This window comes from Psychrobacter piscatorii, from assembly GCF_043641605.1.
Taxonomy (GTDB): Bacteria; Pseudomonadota; Gammaproteobacteria; order Pseudomonadales; family Moraxellaceae; genus Psychrobacter; species Psychrobacter piscatorii_C.
This window is the reverse complement of the sequence record NZ_JBHZRK010000001.1, coordinates 199,818-218,123: the sequence shown is the minus strand read 5'-3', so window position 1 is coordinate 218,123 and position 18,306 is coordinate 199,818. Positions and strand designations below refer to the sequence as shown.

Below are 18,306 nucleotides of genomic sequence, written 5' to 3'. Positions count from 1 at the left end.
TATATTCAGATTGCAGAAAAAAGGCGCTCACTTTATGTGAACGCCTTTTCGTATATCTATGAACTTGCGATTAACTTTATGCTAGTGCGCCTTCTGCTACAGTCTCTGTAGCAGTAGATAAACTATCTACATCCATATCCAATGCTTCTAATTGCACAGGTACACCATTCACGGCGGCATTACCACTCAACTGATCAATCAAAGTATCGTCTGTTAAGTCATTGACACTGACACCGGCATGCTCTTGCGCAATCTTCTGCTTGACGCCTTTACGTCCATGACCAAAGCCATGCGGAATACTCACGACGCCTGGCATCAGCTCATCGGTCACTTCTGCTGCAATGACCACGCTGCCTACCCGAGAGGTCACTCTCACGTCTTGCCCGTCTGTAATACCATGCTGTGCTGCCGTTTCTGGATGCAGCATCAACGTACAACGAGATTTACCTTTGACCAATCGATAACTATTGTGCAGCCATGAGTTATTGCTACGCACATGGCGACGTCCGATAAGCAAAATCTCTTGATTATCGTACTGCTGCCTCATCTCTTTGACTCGTACCAAATCTGCCTGATAAAAATCAACATTGAGATTGATTTGCTTATCGGCATGCTTGATAGCATCTGGCAACATACGATGCAACGGTCCTAAATCAATACCGTGTGGATTGTCTATGAGCGCATCCAATGTGACGTCTTTATAAGGTCCATATTTGAGACCCTGTTCAAGTAAGAACTTTGGTCCAAAGGCTTTTGTCACGGCACGCTCTTTTTGTACCGCTTCTGGCGCGTCTTTATCCAAACGATCGGCAAGCTCTAGATAAATCTCCCAGTCATGCTTTTCATTATCTGTTTTGCTAAATAAGGCTGGCGAGTATTTGGCAACGTTATGTACGGCAAAGCCATTAAACGTCACATCATAATGATCGCGCTCGAGTGGCGATACAGGTGGCAGGATAATATTGGCATGGCGACTGGTCTCGGTCACAAAGTAATCAAGTGACACCATAAACTCAAGACCTGACAAGGCCTCATCCAATTTTTCGCCATTTGGCGTGCTAAGAACAGGGTTGCCGGCGACACTCATAAATCCTTTTAACTGCCCTTCTCCTTCGACCAGCATCTCATCCGCCATCACAACCACTGGATACTCGCCGTTGAAATCAGGTAGGTTGCTCACGCGGCTGTGGCGTTTGCCCAAATAACCTGGGCCCGAGCTATTGACCACGTCGACAGCAGGATTCGGGAACATGAGTCCGCCCACTTCATCTAAGCGCCCTGTGACGATATTGATAACCATGGACAGATATTGGCTCAGCAAACCAAATTCTTGCACCGAAATACCCATGCGACCATAACAAACCGAGCTTTCAGCTTCACAAAACTCTTTGACGATACATTTGATTTCAGTGGCGGTAATGCCTGTAATATTTGCCACTGACTCAGGCGTGAACCCTTCTGCAAATGATGCAATACGATCAATTTCTGGTGCCAAGCCTGCCACTCGACTGTCTACTTTGGCATAGCCTTGTGCATATATTTCATTGAGCATGGCAAGTAACAGCAGTACGTCTGTCGCTGGGCGAATAAAGTGATGCTCGCTGGCGATATCTGCGGTTTCGGTACGTCTTGGATCGATCACCACCACTTTACCGCCGCGGGCTTTAATGTCTTTTAGCTTTTGGCGCATGTTGGGTGCGGTCATGATACTGCCATTAGACGCCAGCGGGTTACCACCGATGATAAGCATATACTGCGTACGATTCACGTCAGGCACAGGGATACGCAGCATATGACCGAACAAGTGCATACTGACGATATGGTGTGGCAGTTGGTCAATTGAGGTCGCAGAAAAACGACTGCGTGTTTTTAGGCTGGTCAGTAGCTGTTTTATGGTCAACATACCGCCCATGTTATGGACATTCGGGTTACCCAAATACACCCCAAATGCATTTTGACCGTATTTTTGCTGAACGGACTGAATACCTGCAGCGACTTTATCTAACGCCTCAATCCAACTGATAGACTTCCAACCGTCCGCCGTTCTCTCGACAGGTCCTCGCAAACGATCAGGGTCTTCGTACAAATCCTGCAAAGCAATGGCTTTTGGACAAATGTAGCCTTGAGAAAAAGGATCGTTTTTATCCCCTTTAATCGATAAGACTTTTTCGCCATCGTGCTTAATTTCGACGCCGCACATGGCCTCGCATAAAGTACAGGTTCTGAAGTGGATTTGTTCGTTGTCTGTCGCGCTAGCCGCTGTGGTGGCCATAGTCATACTCCCTTTTGTGTTTTATAAATCTTAGCTTTCATGATGTTTATCATGAGTCGCTATGGTTGCTTCCTTGCAAAAAATTGGCGAACAGTGCGTCAAAGCTGATGTTCAAGGTGGCAATCGCCTGCTCCCTCGAGTAGCGCTGCTGATGACAGCCCAATATCAGCTCATGTACTTGCGCGGCTGCCATATCTACACAAAGATTAACAGCGCTACGTTCAAAAGAACGATTGGATAGCTGCAATCCTTGAATAAATATCTCTGTCCACTCTTCTTGTATTTCGCTGACTAGATTACCCAGTCCATTATTGAGTGAGGATTGGTTCTCTATATCGGCAGTGAATCGCGGACGATCTTCGAGCAAATGCTGAAATAGCGCAATATTCTGAAATGCTGAATCAAAAATCATCACCAGACATTGCTGACACTGCTGATTAAACTCATCCTTAGTCAGTACGTCATAGTCCTTGAGCATATTGACCCATGCCAGCCGCATCGGTGAGAGATAGTTGTCTTTTAACTGAGCGCTGAGCTCGTTCTGTAGCGCATCCAAGCTCTCAAAATGATTGTAAAAACTGGGCTGTGCAATGCCAGCGCCTTTAGCCACTTTATTCATGCTCATGCCTTGAGCGCCCTCTAGACTATAGAGCCGTAACGCACTTTTTAATAAGGCACGCCGCGTCTTGGCTTTTGCCAGCTCACGTTTTGACTCTATAGGTGCGGCTTCATTTTGCGCTAATGCATTCAATACAGAGGTATCCCTACTCGATAAATGATTATGTCAACACGCCAGTAATTTACCTGAGGTGCTATTGTGCTAAAAAAGTGTGATGATAGTCACATAGCGATCACTATTTTTAGACTCATCATTTTTAAATCCACAACAACTTTTACTAATTATGTTTCGACTATAAGGTTATAGTCATTTAAACGATAAGTCTATAGCCAAATTCATAGTAGAACGCACGCTTCACAAAACAATAATTTTAGGCTGCTATCATGACATCACCTGTTTTTTCACCGTTTATATTGCCTTGTGGTATCACCTTGCCCAATCGCTTAGCCAAAGCTGCCATGGAAGAAAACATGGCTGATGTTGGTCAAATCCCTGGCCCTACCTTACTGCGTCTATATACAAGCTGGGCGAACGGCGGTACTGGTTTATTAATCACAGGAAACGTGATGGTCGATGGCCGCGCCATGACTGGTCCGGGCGGTGTCGTATTAGATAAACACAGCGATATAGCGCCTTTTAAAGCATGGGCACGTGCTGCCAAACAAAACAACACACGCGTTTTTATGCAGCTAAACCATCCTGGTCGTCAAGTTTATGCCTCGATGGGCGGTGATGTATTGTCACCCTCTGATGTGTCTATCGACTTGGGCAAGCACTCGCATTTGTTTAGCAAACCTCGCGCCATGACGCAGCAGGATATAGATCAGCTGATACAACGATTTGCCGATAGTGCTATCAAAGCAGAGCAAGCTGGTTTTGATGGCGTGCAAATTCATGCGGCTCACGGTTACCTGATTTCTCAGTTTTTATCACCGCTCACCAATAAACGAGAAGACGAATACGGCGGGTCGATTGAAAACCGTATGCGATTGCTGATTGCAGTCATTAAGGCCATTCGCGCTCAAGTTGCGCCCACCTTTGCGGTCGCTGTAAAGATAAATTCAGCAGATTTTCAGCGGGGCGGTTTTGACGCTGATGATGCCAAAGTGGTTGTTTTGGCGATGAATGAGCTAGCAGTAGATTTGGTTGAGCTGTCGGGTGGCAGTTACGAAAGCCCGGCCATGCAAGGCAACACAGCAGATGGTCGCACGTTGCAACGAGAAGCCTATTTTTTGGACTTCGCCAAGGAGATTGCACAAGTAGCCAAAATGCCTGTGATGACCACAGGTGGCGTCAGACGATTGGCCATTGCAGAAGAAGTACTGGCTCAAGGTATTGATATTGTTGGCATGGGAACCGCGTTAGCTATGAACCCAGCGCTACCCAATAACTGGAAAAAAGATGGCAGTCTCAGTGCTCACAATCCTATAGTACAGTGGAATGATAAGACCTTAAGTGCCGTTGCTACCATGGCAGTCATCAAGCGCCAACTACAGCGTATGGGTAAAGCAAAGCCGCCTAAACCAAATGCGTCGCCAATATTGTCACTACTCAGTGACCGTATCCGTCTCAGCAAATTGACCAAACGTTATCAACGTTACTTAGCTAACCTCTAGCAGAATATCTTAACAAGCTGGCTCTTATCTTATATTGCAAAATAAAAAAGCAGTGACCTATTTTTAGGTTTCTGCTTTTTATTCGTAGGCTATATGTTTTACGTAAGAATGGTTTTTTCATCTTGTTCGTACTTAAAGACCCTCATTTATTTGAGTATTTTTATTACGCATGGCAGACGTAATTTACGCTTTGCTACTACAGCGAGTCGACAGATAACACATAATGCACGCTCACTATAATTAAGTAACACTATAAACATAGCACATACAGACAGCTGAATTGAAACGTCCTATATTTAATACCACAAGATAATTGGTAGCAGCCAATAATACTTGTGAACTACTAAAATAAGAAAATAAATAAATCAGTAGGTTTAGTAATTAGCAAACAGAACTACCATGAAAAGTAATTCAAAAATTATATTACACATATTAATTAAAGAAAAAGGAATATAACTATGAACGAGAATACTCTAAAAGGCGAATGGAAGCAGCTAAAAGGCTCAGTAAAACAAAAATGGGGCGAGCTGACTGATGATGATTTAGATCAAGTTGAAGGCAGCCGTGATAAGTTAGTTGGCCGTGTACAAGAGCGTTATGGCCATGCCCAAGATCATGCCGAGCGCGAAGTAGATGACTGGCGCCGCGAAAACAATTACTAATAAATTTTCTTTGAGAACTATAAATAGTGTCTTTTTCAAAGTAGATAAAATAGAAACCGCATAGAAAATTATGCGGTTTTTTTATGTTAGACAAATCACAAATTAAAGAAGCAGTATTTTATAATTCTTATTTCATATCTGGTATCAGCTAAAAGCTAATATCAGCTAATCAGAATAATTAGCATCGTCCAGACACGATAAAACCGCATAGCAATAAATTGTTATGCGGTTTTATTGTTAACTATCCATGTTACCTATCACGACTGCTTTCTATGCATCCTTACACAAATATTCAGTGATTGTGATACTGGGCATCCTGCCCTTATTACTGCATACAGCATCTAATCTTAACTGCTGCTATCAGCAATGGGTATGTGTCCTTACTTCAACTACTATTATCATCCTGATGCTAATAATTGAATCATTATCCTTAATGCGGTCAACTCAATCCTTGAGTCACATTCCCTAATGCCGTGTAACCATAATGCCTCACTCTCACTGTCATGTTAAGTCGCGTAAACGTCATTGCGTGTAAGCATATGCTTACAACGATTTAATTATTCTCAATAATTACAACTTATTAACGCAAATGACACTTAATATAAAGCTTTGTATCCTATGATAGATAATGTAAGAAAACATTTCTAAAAATAGTTTTTTTAGTGATAGTAGCTCTTAATACCTATCTGAGTATGGCTGTATCAACATATTTTAGAACGTTTTACCTTTGACTCATATAAGCATTCTTATCGCAAGCTCTCTGAAACCTTATAGGATATTGCATCATGAAAACTCTAAAGCCGTTCTCCTTTAAGACAGCCATGTCTACTGGTCTTATCGTTGCTCTATTGGGTACCACTGTCGGCTGTGCTGTCGTTGGTCCAGGCTATGATAATCAGCCCATATATCGTGGTGATAATAATCGGCAAAACGATAGCTTTAACCGTGTCAGCCAGCAGCTACGCCAAGACTTACGCCGCAAAGGCTATCAAGTCATAGACATTCGCTCTGATAGTTATCGCGGCGATCGCGCAATGACAGCTTTTGCCAAAAAGAATAATCAGCTCTATGAGCTAACATATACTTATCCTTCTCTAAGACTCATCAGCTCAAATAAAAGATCATGGTCAAACAACTGGGAAGATAACAAGTATCAAAAAGACAATGACCGCTATAAAAAAGATAAGCATAAAAATAATGGCAAATATAAGAATGACAAGCGCTATAAAAAAGGTGATATAGAGGACAGCATTAAAAGAGAGTCACGTTACCCAGCGATCAAGCGCCGTGCCATCAATAAAGTAAGGTCTATGGGTTACCGTGTCGAAGATATCGATCTTGAAGAAAAAAACAAGCGTGGTGTCTTTGACATTGAGGCCAGACGCGGCTCGCAGGAGTATGAGATATTGCTCAGCTATCCAAATTTAGACGTTATTAACGTTAAAAAAGACTGATGACGCTAACACTACTGTCAGTAGAGCAGTTCTACACGCCCTTTTACTGAAATATTGAAAAACTATCTTTATCCAACGATAGTATATTATGAGGACATTTTTATGAAAGCTTTATCATCTTCAACACTAAAGAATGTAGTGTCTGGTAGTATTGTCGCCACTTTATTAGCGGTAACTACTGGCTGTGTCACCACACCTGGCGGCTATAACGTATATGACGATATCTATGGAGACGTCTACAAAGATAACAAAGAGCATAAAAAGCACAAAAACAAGCATAAAAAAGCGGATAAAAACGTCTACTCAGCTGCTATCGAGCGTCGAGCTGCCAATAAAGTTAGCAGCATGGGATACCGTGTCAAAGATGTTAAATATAAAAAGGGCGACCGTAAAATCAAGGTCAAAGCTGAACGTGGACGCGATGATTACAAAATCGAGCTAGGCTATCCAAGCTACAATGTCATTAAGATCAAAAAGGATTAATCGTTTATTAGGGTCTGATATCCACTGTTAATACTCAGTTGAAACATCAAAAATTTATAACCAAATAAGTCATCAAGTGGCTTATTTGGTTTTTTTATGAGAATTCTTACACTCAATAAGCTAATATTTTTCTATATAAAACTAAAAATCCAAGACTTTTATCACATCATACGCTGGTGTTTCATACGGGTGCGCCTCTTTTAACGCGATGACAGCAGCAGTAATAAATGCGTCATCGACGACCATCTCTACTCGCCATTCATCGACCGTTTCTAAACTATCTTGCTTACCGATGTGCGGCGCGCTACCTGCTAACGGCATAAACTGTCCTGTTCCTTGCACTTGCCAACAGCACTGCTCGTAATCGCCAATACTCCCAGCACCAGCAGCAAATAAAGCGGACTTTACTTGCTCTAAGGCCTCATCAGGAATGAAAACCGTCAACTTATACATGAACTTACCTCAAAAAATAGGTTTAAATCTCAACTTGCTAGTTCTTAGATAAAGAAGGATGATCGGTCCATATATAGCGTAGCAACCAGTCTTTGGCATCACCGGCATAATCAATACCGATACGCGGACGCACTGACACGGGCGGCTGGCAACCATCATCTTCGACCCAAACGCCTGAGTCTGGCGTGATAGGCTTGCCATATAAGTCGCGAGTTATCTGCAAGCGCTTGGTCAGTTTACCCGGACCTGCAAACTGCTTGGGGTGAGTCAGCTGCTTATTTGGACTGAGTTGTTGCTCATCAATCAGACGGTCGCTATCATCCGTCAAAAACCCAGCGCGAATCAATACCGATTCAGGTGACTCTAGAAGGCCGCTAATCAAATTTAGCATATGATACACACCGTATGTCAAATAGACATAGAACACACCGCCTTGCTCATACATAATCTCTGTGCGCGCCGTTCGAGTACCTGCATGTGAATGACAGGCAGGGTCATCTTGACCAATATAGGCTTCTGTCTCAGAAATACGCATTCGCAAAACTTTTTCTGATCCGTCGCTGTCGATCAGCTTTCTACAAAGCACCTTACCGACCAAATCAGCGGCCACCACACAGGTTGGACGCGTAAACCAAGCTGGCTCTAAAACAGTTGATGAAGCAGTAGACATTAGCGAAACCTTTTCTTATTTTTATGGTCTAATTGATATGAGTAAGTACTAACAAATTAGCATAAAAGTAAGATAAGGTATCGAGGACAGTGTTTGCACTATGTTTGATTTTTTATACGAGCTAAATGATAAGCCTATGGCTGAAGAGTGATACTGGTTGATAAATGGATAGGAATTATAGTCTGTTTTAAGTCGTCTATTAATAGGTTTGTCGAGTGAAATAGCTGGTTCCGCTGGGGTATACCTCAAAGGTACTATTTGATGATAGAAAGCTTGTTTTGAAATGAGTCCGCTATAAGTAGTTCACCAATAACAGTGTCTTTTGATGGTTAGTATTATTGGATATCAATCTATAAACTAATTATTGAACAACGCAACGACTCAAAGCGAGCGCTTGCTGCTTGATCCCTGAGGCTAATAAGGCGCTGACTAACTCGTCTGAGAAAAATAAAGATTTACGTAATGCAGGGTCATGCCATAGGTCTACGTCACACTCTTGTGCAGTAGTATTCAACTGGATATCATTATCGATTGGTTCCCATATAGAATGAGTAGATAGTTTTGGAGCATAAGAATTTTCTTTGATCCCTTTACTTTCTTCAACATTAAGATAGTCACGCGTCTCTGCTATATTGATAAAATAATAAGGCGTTTGCGATTTTAGTTCCTCTGTCTCAATATCATAAATATATACTTGACTAAAATGCGTAGCGCCTAGCGTGAACTGACTGATGATGTCATAGCACTGTTGATTGAATAATAAATACCCCCCAATAATATTAAACATTAAGTCATCAGTTTTCGGTAGTTTCTCATTTGGCTTAATAAATACCTTGCTAGGCATATGATGAGTATTAATATACTCACCTTTAGACCAACTTTTACAAAAGACCAAATCCATCTCGTTGATGTCATAGTATTTCTGCTCTTCACCTTTCTCTATTACATTAGATTTTTTCTTCTTCTCTAATTTGTAAAATTGCACACCATCAAAAACCTCTGGCAACGTCGCTTTGATACCATAGGTCTCTGTCACATCAAAGTTGTTATAGTTGCATAACCATACTGCTTTAGTATTAGACATAACTGCTTCTCTATTGTGCATAGTAAGTACACTATGAAGTACACCGCGCCTATCTTATTGAGTTAAAACGTTGATACCATCAGCTCACAGCCAAAGGTTCAAGTCCTCACTAGGGTACCACCATTATAGAATGCCATAAAAAAACTGAGCACATGGCTCAGTTTTTTATTCTATACTAACTATCGAATGCTTACCTTAATGGCACGCCGATACGGTCAGCGACTTCTTCATAAGCTTCGATCACATCACCTAGTGACTGACGGAAACGGTCTTTATCAAGTTTCTTCTTAGTATTCTTATCCCAGATACGGCAACCATCTGGTGAGAACTCATCACCTAATACGATACGGTCATGGAATACGCCAAACTCTAGTTTAAAATCAACTAGGATTAAATCACCCGCATCAAACAATGCTTTGAGTACATCGTTGACTTGATAGGTCAGCTCTTCCATCTTAGCCAATTGTTCTTTGGTCGCCCAGCCAAGAGAAACAGAGAGCGACTCATTGACCATCGGATCACCTAGCGCATCGTCTTTATAAAACAGCTCATACGTTGGCGGCGTCAATGCCTGCCCTTCTTCTAAGCCTAAACGACGTACCAAACTACCAGCGGCAAAGTTACGCACCACGCACTCTACAGGAATCATATCCAAGCGCTTGACCAGTACTTCGTCGTCAGACAATTGCTTTTCGAAATGCGTCTCGATGCCAGCATCAGACAATTTTTGCATGATAAAAGCATTAAAGCGGTTATTCACCACGCCTTTACGCGCCAATTGTTCGATACGCTTACCATCAAGCGCTGAGGTATCATCACGGAAGTGTAAAATCAGAAGATCATTGTCTTCTGTTTCATAGACAGATTTGGCTTTGCCTTTATACAGCAGTTGTTGCTTTTGCATTATAGGGGTTCCTGTTCGTTCAAGCTTATGTGGTAAAAACGCGCAGCGACCGCTGACTCTTATTACAATATCGATCTTATTTTAATCAATAATCATAAAAATCGGCGGTACAAATGAAGAAATAAATTAGTTTGAAGGGCTACTAACAGCACGCTGAGGCTTTGGCAGCTGATACTGATTGCCTGACTCATTCTGTAGTTTAAGCGTGTTCGCACCCACATTCGGTGTTGGGTACAAAGGCACGAAAGGCGCTGTTTCTTGAGCAGCCGGCAGCTCTATCGGTGCAAGCTTTTTGCTTTGTTGATAGTCTAAGCTGCCATTGTCGCGCTTTCCAAGCAAGCTCTTGGTCGCTTGGCAGCCGCTCAATACAAGGGTGCTACCCAAAACTAAGGTCAGCATTGCAGGAAGTAGTTTTTTCGTCTTTGATGGTACTGTTTTTGATGATACTGTCATCATGTTGTCTCTCTGAGTTAGCAGTTATTGCTCATTTAGGCGATTGACTCATCATGATAAGTTGACATGTTGCTCGCTTGAATATTGATTGTCGAGCAACAAATCTTAAATCGCTGAAGATCAAGTTATAGTATGTTTGCTCGAACCAACGCTTCATCAATAGTCGCATGATGCTGCTCTGCCAACCAAACGAGTGGTAAGCGAATACCTTTATCGATAATACCCATTTTATGTAGGGCGTATTTCGCTGGAATAGGGCTTGATTCGATAAATAAATCACGATGTAAATGTTTGACTACGTCATGAATCTGACTAGCCGTTTCAAAATCACCACGCAAGCCAGCAGCGAAAGTCTCGCTCATGGCTTTTGGCGCTACGTTGGCAGTCACTGAGATATTGCCTTTACCGCCTACTTTTAGTAGATCAAGCGCTGTGCCATCATCACCAGACAATACAACCATTCTATCGCCAACGGCTTTAATCAATTGCTCACCGCGACCAACAGAGCCTGTCGCATCTTTGATAGCAACGATATTATCGATATCGCACAAACGCTCAACCGTGTCTTGTGCGATATCAACGACTGTACGTCCAGGCACGTTATACAGCATTTGCGGTATGTTTACAGCTTTAGCAATGGCTTGATAATGCTGAAATAAACCTTCTTGTGGCGGCTTATTGTAATAAGGAGCAACCAACAACGCGCAATCTGCACCAGCATCTGCTGCGTCTTGAGTCAGTTTAATCGCTTCCATGGTGTTGTTAGCGCCAGTACCCGCGATAACGGGCACGCGACCTTTAACGTGCTGGATAAAATAGCGAATGACATCGCTATGCTCTTGCATTGATAGGGTTGCCGACTCACCAGTGGTACCAACAGCAACGAGGCAATGTGTGCCCTGCTCTATCTGCCAGTCTATGAGGTCAGCCAGACGTTTATAATCAACTGTACCGTCAGGGTGCATGGGCGTTACCAAGGCTACCATTGAGCCTTGTAATCGGGTTTTGATCTCGTCGTATGCTGTGCTCATAACCGTGCCTTACTGTATTATCCTAGCTTTTATCAAAGCTGTCACATGATAGGTCGTTTGCAAGTGCCAAATATTGATATGCGTCGATAAACGCTAATGGCCAATCCTTGCTTGATGTTAATGCTGAAGTTTTATTTATTATCACAACGTTTACATTATAAATTACTGCGTATTAAAGTAAGTATTGGCATTATCTATGTCAGTGACTGCTAATACCTGTTGCGCCATAAAATATAATAATAAAAACGCCTGCTAGTGTAGCATATTTTGATTTGACCGCTATCAATCAATTGATGCTGCAATCATAAATCAAAGGTCAAAAAGAGGCTTTTGTATCATCGAAAACTATAAATATAAGCTCAGAGCTTTATCAATAAACAAACGCTAAACTTAATAGCTAGTTTAGCGTAATGAATCAACACTGATAAGTCTTTTGATTAATGTTAACGAATCGTCAACACATCGATGGTGGGACGATATAATCGAAAAGGCAGGCCTCGCGTGCCAATACCGCTGCTGACGAATATCTGTGCACTGGCATGCTGATATAAACCGTGTTGCTTACCCATACGGCTGTTACTCAGCAATGTTGACTGCTGACTACTGCGCTCAATATCTTTTTGCTTTTGTGCCAGCCAAATATTTTTTTGAATATTTTTTGCAGCACCCGCAATTAATAATGGTCTTGGCTGCAATGATTTTGGCAGATCGCTAATACTATCGAATCGTGAAGCCAGAATAATAACAGGATTAGTAGCATTAGCAATTTCATTGCCGAATACGGCCTTTTCAGCTGTGTTTTTCCCCTCAGTTTCGGTAGATGGTTTAGGAATATCTTGCCAGCCGCAAAGTATCGCTACGATCGGATCATCTCCTACAAAACGTTTTCTAATAATCTGTTTATCACTATTTTTAGTATTTAGCCGCTGCTCTACTGACCGTTCTTTACTAGCTCCGCTACATTTAATCGGTAATGAAGTACATTGTTGGCCGATATAACTGATATCAAGCACATCAAAGGTACTGGCCAAGGTGTCTTCTAGCAAGGGCTGACCTTGCTTAGTCGTATTCATTGATTGATAACGCAAATCTGAGGTACTCATCACCGTATAAACAGGTTTGTTGACACCTTTAAACAACATAAGCTGCCCAACCAAATCCGCACTTGGATAATATAGCCAATCACCAGTAATCAGTACTGCATCCGCTGACAAGGCATTAATAGTGGCAACAAGTTTGCGGATATGACGTGGCTTGCCACCATATATCCCAATACGTAAATCCGCCAGTACGGCTACTTTAAGAGGAGTAGATAAATCCAAGTCAACTGCATGATGCTCCAACCGTAAACGATTGGGTTGTACAATCACGGTATAAAAATACAGCCCCATTAACAATACAGACGTCAATACTATAGCCCATGACAGCTGAGCTAGCATCGGTGTTAGCTCACTAGACCAAACCACGACCAGCAATACAGCCCAAATAGGCATGGTATAAGCTGCATAATATAATGCTAGCTTGAACCAAATGCGCATAAAGCGATTGGTCGGATTGGTATTGAACGTTTGTAACCCTGACCACAGTGCGATATACGCGAGCAGTGCTGCTGCCACAGAGATAATTAGCGTATAAAGAGCGGGGTTAGTCATATTTACCTAGCAGCTGTGTGAGATTATGAGTCTATCAGGCGACTCATACCATATTAGAACGTATTAAGCGATCACCAAACCACTCTATGAGTAACTTTAGAATGAGAAAGCACCCTCAATGGTTTGGTAAAAAATTCAACATTATAGAGGCCGACCTCTATGTCGGACAAGCACAATTATTGACGTGCCCTGCTATAACGATATCAGTAATGCTCTGATAAAGATATCTACTCAATACGCAGACCAATAATAGCAGGGATACCTTGGCGGATGACCTCTATAGTCACAACGCCTTTCTTTGGTAAAGAAGAGATCGCACCAGAGAAGTCCGTTACCTTTTTAATAGGCTTTTGATGAAAGTTAGTAATAACATCACCTGCCAAAATACCTGAGCGGGCAGCAAGTCCTGTCGGATCAACGGTAGTAACCAAAATACCCGTTTTATTATCTGCAGCGATTTCTGCTTGCTCATCCTCAGTTAAATCACGTAAGCGCAAGCCCAGTTGTACATCATTGCTCTGCTGATCCCCACTTTGGGCTCTGACATCATTAGGTGCATAAGCGAGCTTACCGCTAATGATCATTTGCTTACCATTGCGCTGAATCTGTGCGCGGAATGGATCGCTTGGCTTTGCTCGATTAAGCAGATTCAATAAGTCGGATGCTCGCATGATTTGTACATTATTGTACTGCAAGATAATGTCACCAGGTTTTAGACCTGCTTTTTGTGCTGGCGAGTCTGGAGAAACGCGAGTCAGCAAAGCGCCTTGGGGTTTATCCAATTTATAAGCTTCGGCCAAATTACGGTCGATATCTTGGGGATAGATACCCAAATATGCGCGAGCGACTTCACCACTGGTCTTTAATTGCTCATAGATATCCATAGCAGCATCAATCGGGATAGAGAACGATAGTCCCATGTAGCCGCCCGTCCCACTAAATATACGCGAGTTGATACCAATCACTTCGCCGCGCTGATTAAATAGAGGGCCACCTGAGTTACCAGGGTTCAGCGCCACGTCGGTTTGAATGAACGGCACACTGGTTTCGCGTGAGAAGCTGCGTGATTTGGCACTGACGATGCCAGCGGAGGCTGAATAATCAAAACCAAATGGTGAACCAATGGCTAGTACAGGCTCACCTACTTTTAAGCTGTTTGAGTCACCAATCGGTAGCGCGGGGAACTGAGTGCCTTCAACTTTTAGCACAGCCACATCTGAGCGCTCGTCACTACCAATCAAGGTTGCATCAAGCTCGGTTCTATCATTAAGTGTGACGGTGATTTTGTCAGCGCCCTCAATGACGTGATGATTGGTCAGCATGTAGCCGTCAGATGTGACAAAAAAGCCAGTACCATAAGCATGCTCTATCGCTGGCGTGACTGCTCGATCAGGAATGCGCACACGATCGCCAAAAAACTGCCGCAACACTTCGGCCGTTTGCGCCTTAGCAAGCTCAGCCTCACTGACTGTCTTGGTGACGTTGACGCGTGCCACTGCTGGTGTCACTTGTTGAACTAGGCCAGAAAAATCAGCCGTGGTTACAGCCGCATGGGCATTGCTCATTGTGGTGACATTAATACTCGCCACCATCGCCGTACTCACAGCGAGTGCCAGCGCACTGCGCTGTAACCAAAGTCGCATATCGACAGTGGTTGGTGCTTTAAACATATTGATAGGCATATTGTCCCCCATATGAATGGTCATTATTATTGTTGGTAATTAGATGATGGTACTCGATAACGTCTTGCCTGACACACATAACCCCAATCGTTATTGGTCAGCGTTCTTATATTTGCTTATATCGTTATACTCATATTACACGATGGTATTCGTACTATGCATCGATTTCATATATGTTTTATCGCTAGGCTGATATAGTAACGATCATATCAGCCCTGCTTCTATACTTATTTAATCAAAATCAGGGTTGTTAGCTTTGGTAAAAATGAACCCTCAGCGCTAATGCATCGCCTCTGCTTGACGTCATATTATTGTCGTTTTGGCGGCGTGCATGACTAACGTAGCTACTGTATGATGAACAAAACGTTATCTTGTCATTATTTCCATAATGCAGGATAACCCAAGGCATGGTTATTTCATACTGACTTTGTACAATTTTGTGGCTGCGCGCTGATATCGTGGCAGGCGCTATATACATGTATATGAATCAAACCATGTTATGATAGCAAGCAAAACAAATCATAAAACAAACAAAAGTCAATTAGTAAAAATACTATCGACTATCCGTTTATCAAGCTGGCTATCATCACCCTTGTTTTCCATCTTTTGCATTTCTAGACCCACATTATTCGTCTAGGACTGCTTTTGTCTTTGCTACTTTATAGTATATATATCATATCTAGCTCATGTTGTGATTCATGATGGCTATCAGTGCTATGACCCAGATAAGATAAGTAATGATAGCAACTTATTATGAAGTGAACGGTAGCAACTATCTTATGGCAGCTATTTGATAGATATAAAATATGACAAGATTATAAAAGGATTAATTTATGGATACCGCCCTATTGCTATCCGGCGTGGTTGGGATTGGCATTGCCGCCCAATGGCTGGCTTGGTATTTGAAGCAACCGTCCATTTTATTTTTATTATTGATTGGTATTATCGTCGGACCAGTACTGGGCGTATTTGACCCTGATTTGGTACTGGGCGAGTTGATGTTTCCCTTCATCTCATTGGGTGTCGCGATTATCCTATTTGAGGGCTCGCTAACTCTAGAATTCGATGAGATTAAACAACACGGTACCGTGGTGCAAATGCTGGTATCGGTTGGTGTGCTTATCACTATCGCTATCGTAGCATTATCGACTTATTTATTATTTGATGTCGATCCTTTGATTGCACTCCTGTTTGGTGCACTGGTCTGCGTGACCGGTCCGACGGTCATTATGCCGCTGCTGCGTAGCGTGCGCCCCAATAAAACGATATCCAACATCCTAAAATGGGAAGGTATTATCATTGATCCAATCGGCGCAATCGCCGTGGTACTGGTCTATGAATATATCATCTCAGGTGGCGAAGCCAGTAGTATCTTACTATTTGCCAAAATTGTCGTATTGGCAACGGCGCTTGGTATGGCAGGCGCTTGGTTACTTGCGTTTCTCATGCGTCGTCATATGGTTCCTGAGTTTTTGCGCAATGTTTTTACCCTCGCATTCGTCTTGGTCTTGTTTTCGGTATCAAATCACTTGGAGCATGAATCAGGATTATTGACCGTGACCGTACTGGGCGTAGCTTTGGCAAACTGGCCAAAATTCCCACGCGAGACGATTTTGGAGTTCAATGAGTCTTTAACCGTTCTGCTCATCTCTGTCCTCTTTATTATTTTGGCGGCTCGTGTGGAGCTGGCAAGTTTATTGAGCGTAGGATTTGCAGGTCTGGTGCTACTTGCCATCGTTATGTTTGTGGCGCGTCCATTATCGGTATGGGCGTCCTCTATCGGCTCCAACCTAAAAACCAATGAAAAGCTGATGATCAGCTGGATTGGTCCTCGCGGTATCGTCGCTGCTGCTATCTCATCCCTGTTTGCGATTCGTTTGCAAGAGTATGATATTCAGGGTGTTGAGCTGCTGGTACCATTGGTATTTATGGTCATCATTGGCACGGTGATGATTCAGGGTCTGGGCGCAAAGGTGGTCGGCAACTTGCTGGGCGTACGTGAGCCTGAGACCAACGGTATTCTTATCGTCGGCTCAAACCCGATTGCCCTACTCATCGCTACTTCTCTTAAAGAGCAAGGCTTCGACGTCATCGTCGCGCATAATAACTATACCAATATCGCGCGCGCACGCATGAGCGGACTGCGTACTTATTTTGGCAATCCCATCTCTGATCACGCTGATCACCATCTCGACCTAATCGGTATTGGCCGTTTGTTTGCCATGAGTATGGACAAAGAGATGAATACCTTGTCTGAGATTCATTATCGTCATGAATTTGGCGAACGTAAGCTATATCGTCTCAAGTTCAGTGATGAAAAAGTCAGAAGTGAGCGCGACGACAAGCAGTCCAATTTTCACTCACAGTGGCTGTTTGGCAAAGATGTGACGTACACCAAGCTTGCTAGTATGCTGTCCAAAAAAGCCCGCATCAAAATCACCAACATCACTGACAGCTATAGCTTTGAGCAGTATAAAGCGGATAACAAGCAGTTTGTGCCGCTGTACACCATAGACAAAGAAGGCAAACTGCACGTCATTACTGATAAATTTGATGGTACGGTGCCGCGTGATCGTAAGCTTATCTCACTGGTCGTGGATGATGAAGTACAGCCAAAACCAGTAGACGTGACACCAAAGCAAGAGCAAGCGCGGATGGTCGCCGATGCTAACTTTGAATCGAGCTCAAAAGCACCTGAAAAGCGTAAAGAAAAAGAGCTGAGCAGTGATAGCTCTCAAAAAGCCGAACCAGAGACGACCACTGACATTGCTAAAAACGCTGAGAAAAGTACTGCGAGTGTGAATAGTGGCGTAGATAAGTCGTCTAATATCGCGCCAGTAGCGACGGATGATAAAGCAGTGGCGCCAAAAGCTGTCTCGACTGATACGGCGAATAAAGGTGTAATGTCAGCAAACTCGACAGCGACCTCGAAAACCAAAACGTCTAGTAATAGTAATACCAACGGTAATGGCAACGCGCCTAAAAACAAAAAGGGAGCGCTTGATCCAAATCGCCTTCCTGATTCTGGTCAAGACAATGCTACTCATTCGACTGCCAAAACTGACACTGACACTTCTATCGCGGTTGAGAAAGAAGCCGAGCAGAGTGAGATGAATGACAAAAATAGTGATAAATAAACTCTGTCGTTATTTACCCGCTAACGTCATAATCGGTTAAATAACAAACTGTCATCAATAAAAAGCCCCAGCGACATGTGAACTGACCCCCATAAGTTGGACACAACTTATGGGGTATTTTTATCATATCTGCT

15 protein-coding genes are annotated in these 18,306 nt (G+C 42.9%); 5 read left to right on the top strand and 10 right to left on the bottom strand.

All coding sequences use genetic code 11. From position 1 onward, the window contains the following. Positions 1-76: 76 nt before the first annotated feature. Both ACHUET_RS00970 and ACHUET_RS00965 read right to left on the bottom strand, forming a co-directional pair. Complete coding sequence (locus tag ACHUET_RS00970; RefSeq protein WP_394209922.1) at positions 77-2,272, bottom strand: molybdopterin oxidoreductase family protein; 2,196 nt, start codon at positions 2,270-2,272, stop codon at positions 77-79. A 49-nt stretch (positions 2,273-2,321) separates the two neighbouring features. Next, on the bottom strand, positions 2,322-3,023 hold the full coding sequence (locus ACHUET_RS00965; RefSeq protein ID WP_394209920.1) for a TetR/AcrR family transcriptional regulator: 702 nt from the start codon (positions 3,021-3,023) through the stop codon (positions 2,322-2,324). Between the two features lie 251 nt (positions 3,024-3,274). Between ACHUET_RS00965 and ACHUET_RS00960 the strand changes: the two genes are divergently transcribed. From ACHUET_RS00960 to ACHUET_RS00945, 4 genes are all read left to right on the top strand, one after another. Continuing rightward, the gene (locus ACHUET_RS00960) at positions 3,275-4,507 is read left to right on the top strand and encodes an NADH:flavin oxidoreductase/NADH oxidase family protein (RefSeq protein WP_394209919.1); all 1,233 of its coding nucleotides are present in this window, start codon (positions 3,275-3,277) and stop codon (positions 4,505-4,507) included. Between the two features lie 458 nt (positions 4,508-4,965). Next, positions 4,966-5,169, top strand: coding sequence for a CsbD family protein (locus tag ACHUET_RS00955; protein WP_201600796.1), 204 nt, complete (start codon positions 4,966-4,968; stop codon positions 5,167-5,169). A 785-nt stretch (positions 5,170-5,954) separates the two neighbouring features. After that, a complete protein-coding gene (locus ACHUET_RS00950) occupies positions 5,955-6,623 on the top strand; it encodes a hypothetical protein (RefSeq protein WP_394209917.1) in 669 nt (222 codons plus the stop codon). A gap of 102 nt (positions 6,624-6,725) precedes the next feature. Beyond that, entirely contained in the window at positions 6,726-7,106 is a 381-nt protein-coding gene (locus ACHUET_RS00945; RefSeq protein WP_394209915.1) for a hypothetical protein, read from the top strand. 141 nt (positions 7,107-7,247) lie between these two features. Here ACHUET_RS00945 and ACHUET_RS00940 read toward each other — a convergent pair whose 3' ends face one another. From ACHUET_RS00940 to ACHUET_RS00905, 8 genes are all read right to left on the bottom strand, one after another. Further along, positions 7,248-7,559 (bottom strand): YqfO family protein, encoded by a 312-nt coding sequence (locus ACHUET_RS00940; protein ID WP_071002521.1) that lies wholly within the window; start codon positions 7,557-7,559, stop codon positions 7,248-7,250. Between the two features lie 37 nt (positions 7,560-7,596). Continuing rightward, entirely contained in the window at positions 7,597-8,229 is a 633-nt protein-coding gene (locus ACHUET_RS00935) for a DNA-3-methyladenine glycosylase (protein ID WP_394209912.1), read from the bottom strand. A gap of 361 nt (positions 8,230-8,590) precedes the next feature. Beyond that, complete coding sequence (locus ACHUET_RS00930) at positions 8,591-9,313, bottom strand: hypothetical protein (RefSeq protein ID WP_394209910.1); 723 nt, start codon at positions 9,311-9,313, stop codon at positions 8,591-8,593. Positions 9,314-9,503: 190 nt separating this feature from the next. Continuing rightward, positions 9,504-10,217 carry a phosphoribosylaminoimidazolesuccinocarboxamide synthase gene (purC, locus tag ACHUET_RS00925; protein ID WP_394209909.1) on the bottom strand — a complete coding sequence of 238 codons (714 nt, stop codon included), beginning with the start codon at positions 10,215-10,217 and terminating at the stop codon, positions 9,504-9,506. Between the two features lie 126 nt (positions 10,218-10,343). Continuing rightward, the gene (locus ACHUET_RS00920) at positions 10,344-10,694 is read right to left on the bottom strand and encodes a hypothetical protein (RefSeq protein WP_394210328.1); all 351 of its coding nucleotides are present in this window, start codon (positions 10,692-10,694) and stop codon (positions 10,344-10,346) included. 101 nt (positions 10,695-10,795) lie between these two features. After that, the gene (gene dapA / locus ACHUET_RS00915; RefSeq protein WP_394209907.1) at positions 10,796-11,701 is read right to left on the bottom strand and encodes a 4-hydroxy-tetrahydrodipicolinate synthase; all 906 of its coding nucleotides are present in this window, start codon (positions 11,699-11,701) and stop codon (positions 10,796-10,798) included. A gap of 443 nt (positions 11,702-12,144) precedes the next feature. Next, complete coding sequence (locus tag ACHUET_RS00910; RefSeq protein ID WP_394209905.1) at positions 12,145-13,353, bottom strand: hypothetical protein; 1,209 nt, start codon at positions 13,351-13,353, stop codon at positions 12,145-12,147. A gap of 227 nt (positions 13,354-13,580) precedes the next feature. Then, complete coding sequence (locus ACHUET_RS00905) at positions 13,581-14,996, bottom strand: Do family serine endopeptidase (protein WP_394210326.1); 1,416 nt, start codon at positions 14,994-14,996, stop codon at positions 13,581-13,583. 872 nt (positions 14,997-15,868) lie between these two features. Here ACHUET_RS00905 and ACHUET_RS00900 point away from each other — a divergent pair. Next, the gene (locus tag ACHUET_RS00900) at positions 15,869-18,172 is read left to right on the top strand and encodes a cation:proton antiporter (protein ID WP_394209903.1); all 2,304 of its coding nucleotides are present in this window, start codon (positions 15,869-15,871) and stop codon (positions 18,170-18,172) included. The last annotated feature ends 134 nt before the right edge of the window (positions 18,173-18,306 follow it).

Bases quoted from the DNA above. Each gene is read 5' to 3' on its own strand.
- ACHUET_RS00905 (WP_394210326.1), bottom strand. From the start codon at position 14,996: ATGCGACTTTGGTTACAGCGCAGTGCGCTGGCACTCGCTGTGAGTACG.
- ACHUET_RS00910 (WP_394209905.1), bottom strand. From the start codon at position 13,353: ATGACTAACCCCGCTCTTTATACGCTAATTATCTCTGTGGCAGCAGCA.
- ACHUET_RS00935 (WP_394209912.1), bottom strand. From the start codon at position 8,229: ATGTCTACTGCTTCATCAACTGTTTTAGAGCCAGCTTGGTTTACGCGT.
- ACHUET_RS00930 (WP_394209910.1), bottom strand. From the start codon at position 9,313: ATGTCTAATACTAAAGCAGTATGGTTATGCAACTATAACAACTTTGAT.
- ACHUET_RS00950 (WP_394209917.1), top strand. From the start codon at position 5,955: ATGAAAACTCTAAAGCCGTTCTCCTTTAAGACAGCCATGTCTACTGGT.
- purC (WP_394209909.1), bottom strand. From the start codon at position 10,217: ATGCAAAAGCAACAACTGCTGTATAAAGGCAAAGCCAAATCTGTCTAT.
- ACHUET_RS00970 (WP_394209922.1), bottom strand. From the start codon at position 2,272: ATGGCCACCACAGCGGCTAGCGCGACAGACAACGAACAAATCCACTTC.
- dapA (WP_394209907.1), bottom strand. From the start codon at position 11,701: ATGAGCACAGCATACGACGAGATCAAAACCCGATTACAAGGCTCAATG.
- ACHUET_RS00960 (WP_394209919.1), top strand. From the start codon at position 3,275: ATGACATCACCTGTTTTTTCACCGTTTATATTGCCTTGTGGTATCACC.
- ACHUET_RS00955 (WP_201600796.1), top strand. From the start codon at position 4,966: ATGAACGAGAATACTCTAAAAGGCGAATGGAAGCAGCTAAAAGGCTCA.
- ACHUET_RS00900 (WP_394209903.1), top strand. From the start codon at position 15,869: ATGGATACCGCCCTATTGCTATCCGGCGTGGTTGGGATTGGCATTGCC.
- ACHUET_RS00945 (WP_394209915.1), top strand. From the start codon at position 6,726: ATGAAAGCTTTATCATCTTCAACACTAAAGAATGTAGTGTCTGGTAGT.
- ACHUET_RS00940 (WP_071002521.1), bottom strand. From the start codon at position 7,559: ATGTATAAGTTGACGGTTTTCATTCCTGATGAGGCCTTAGAGCAAGTA.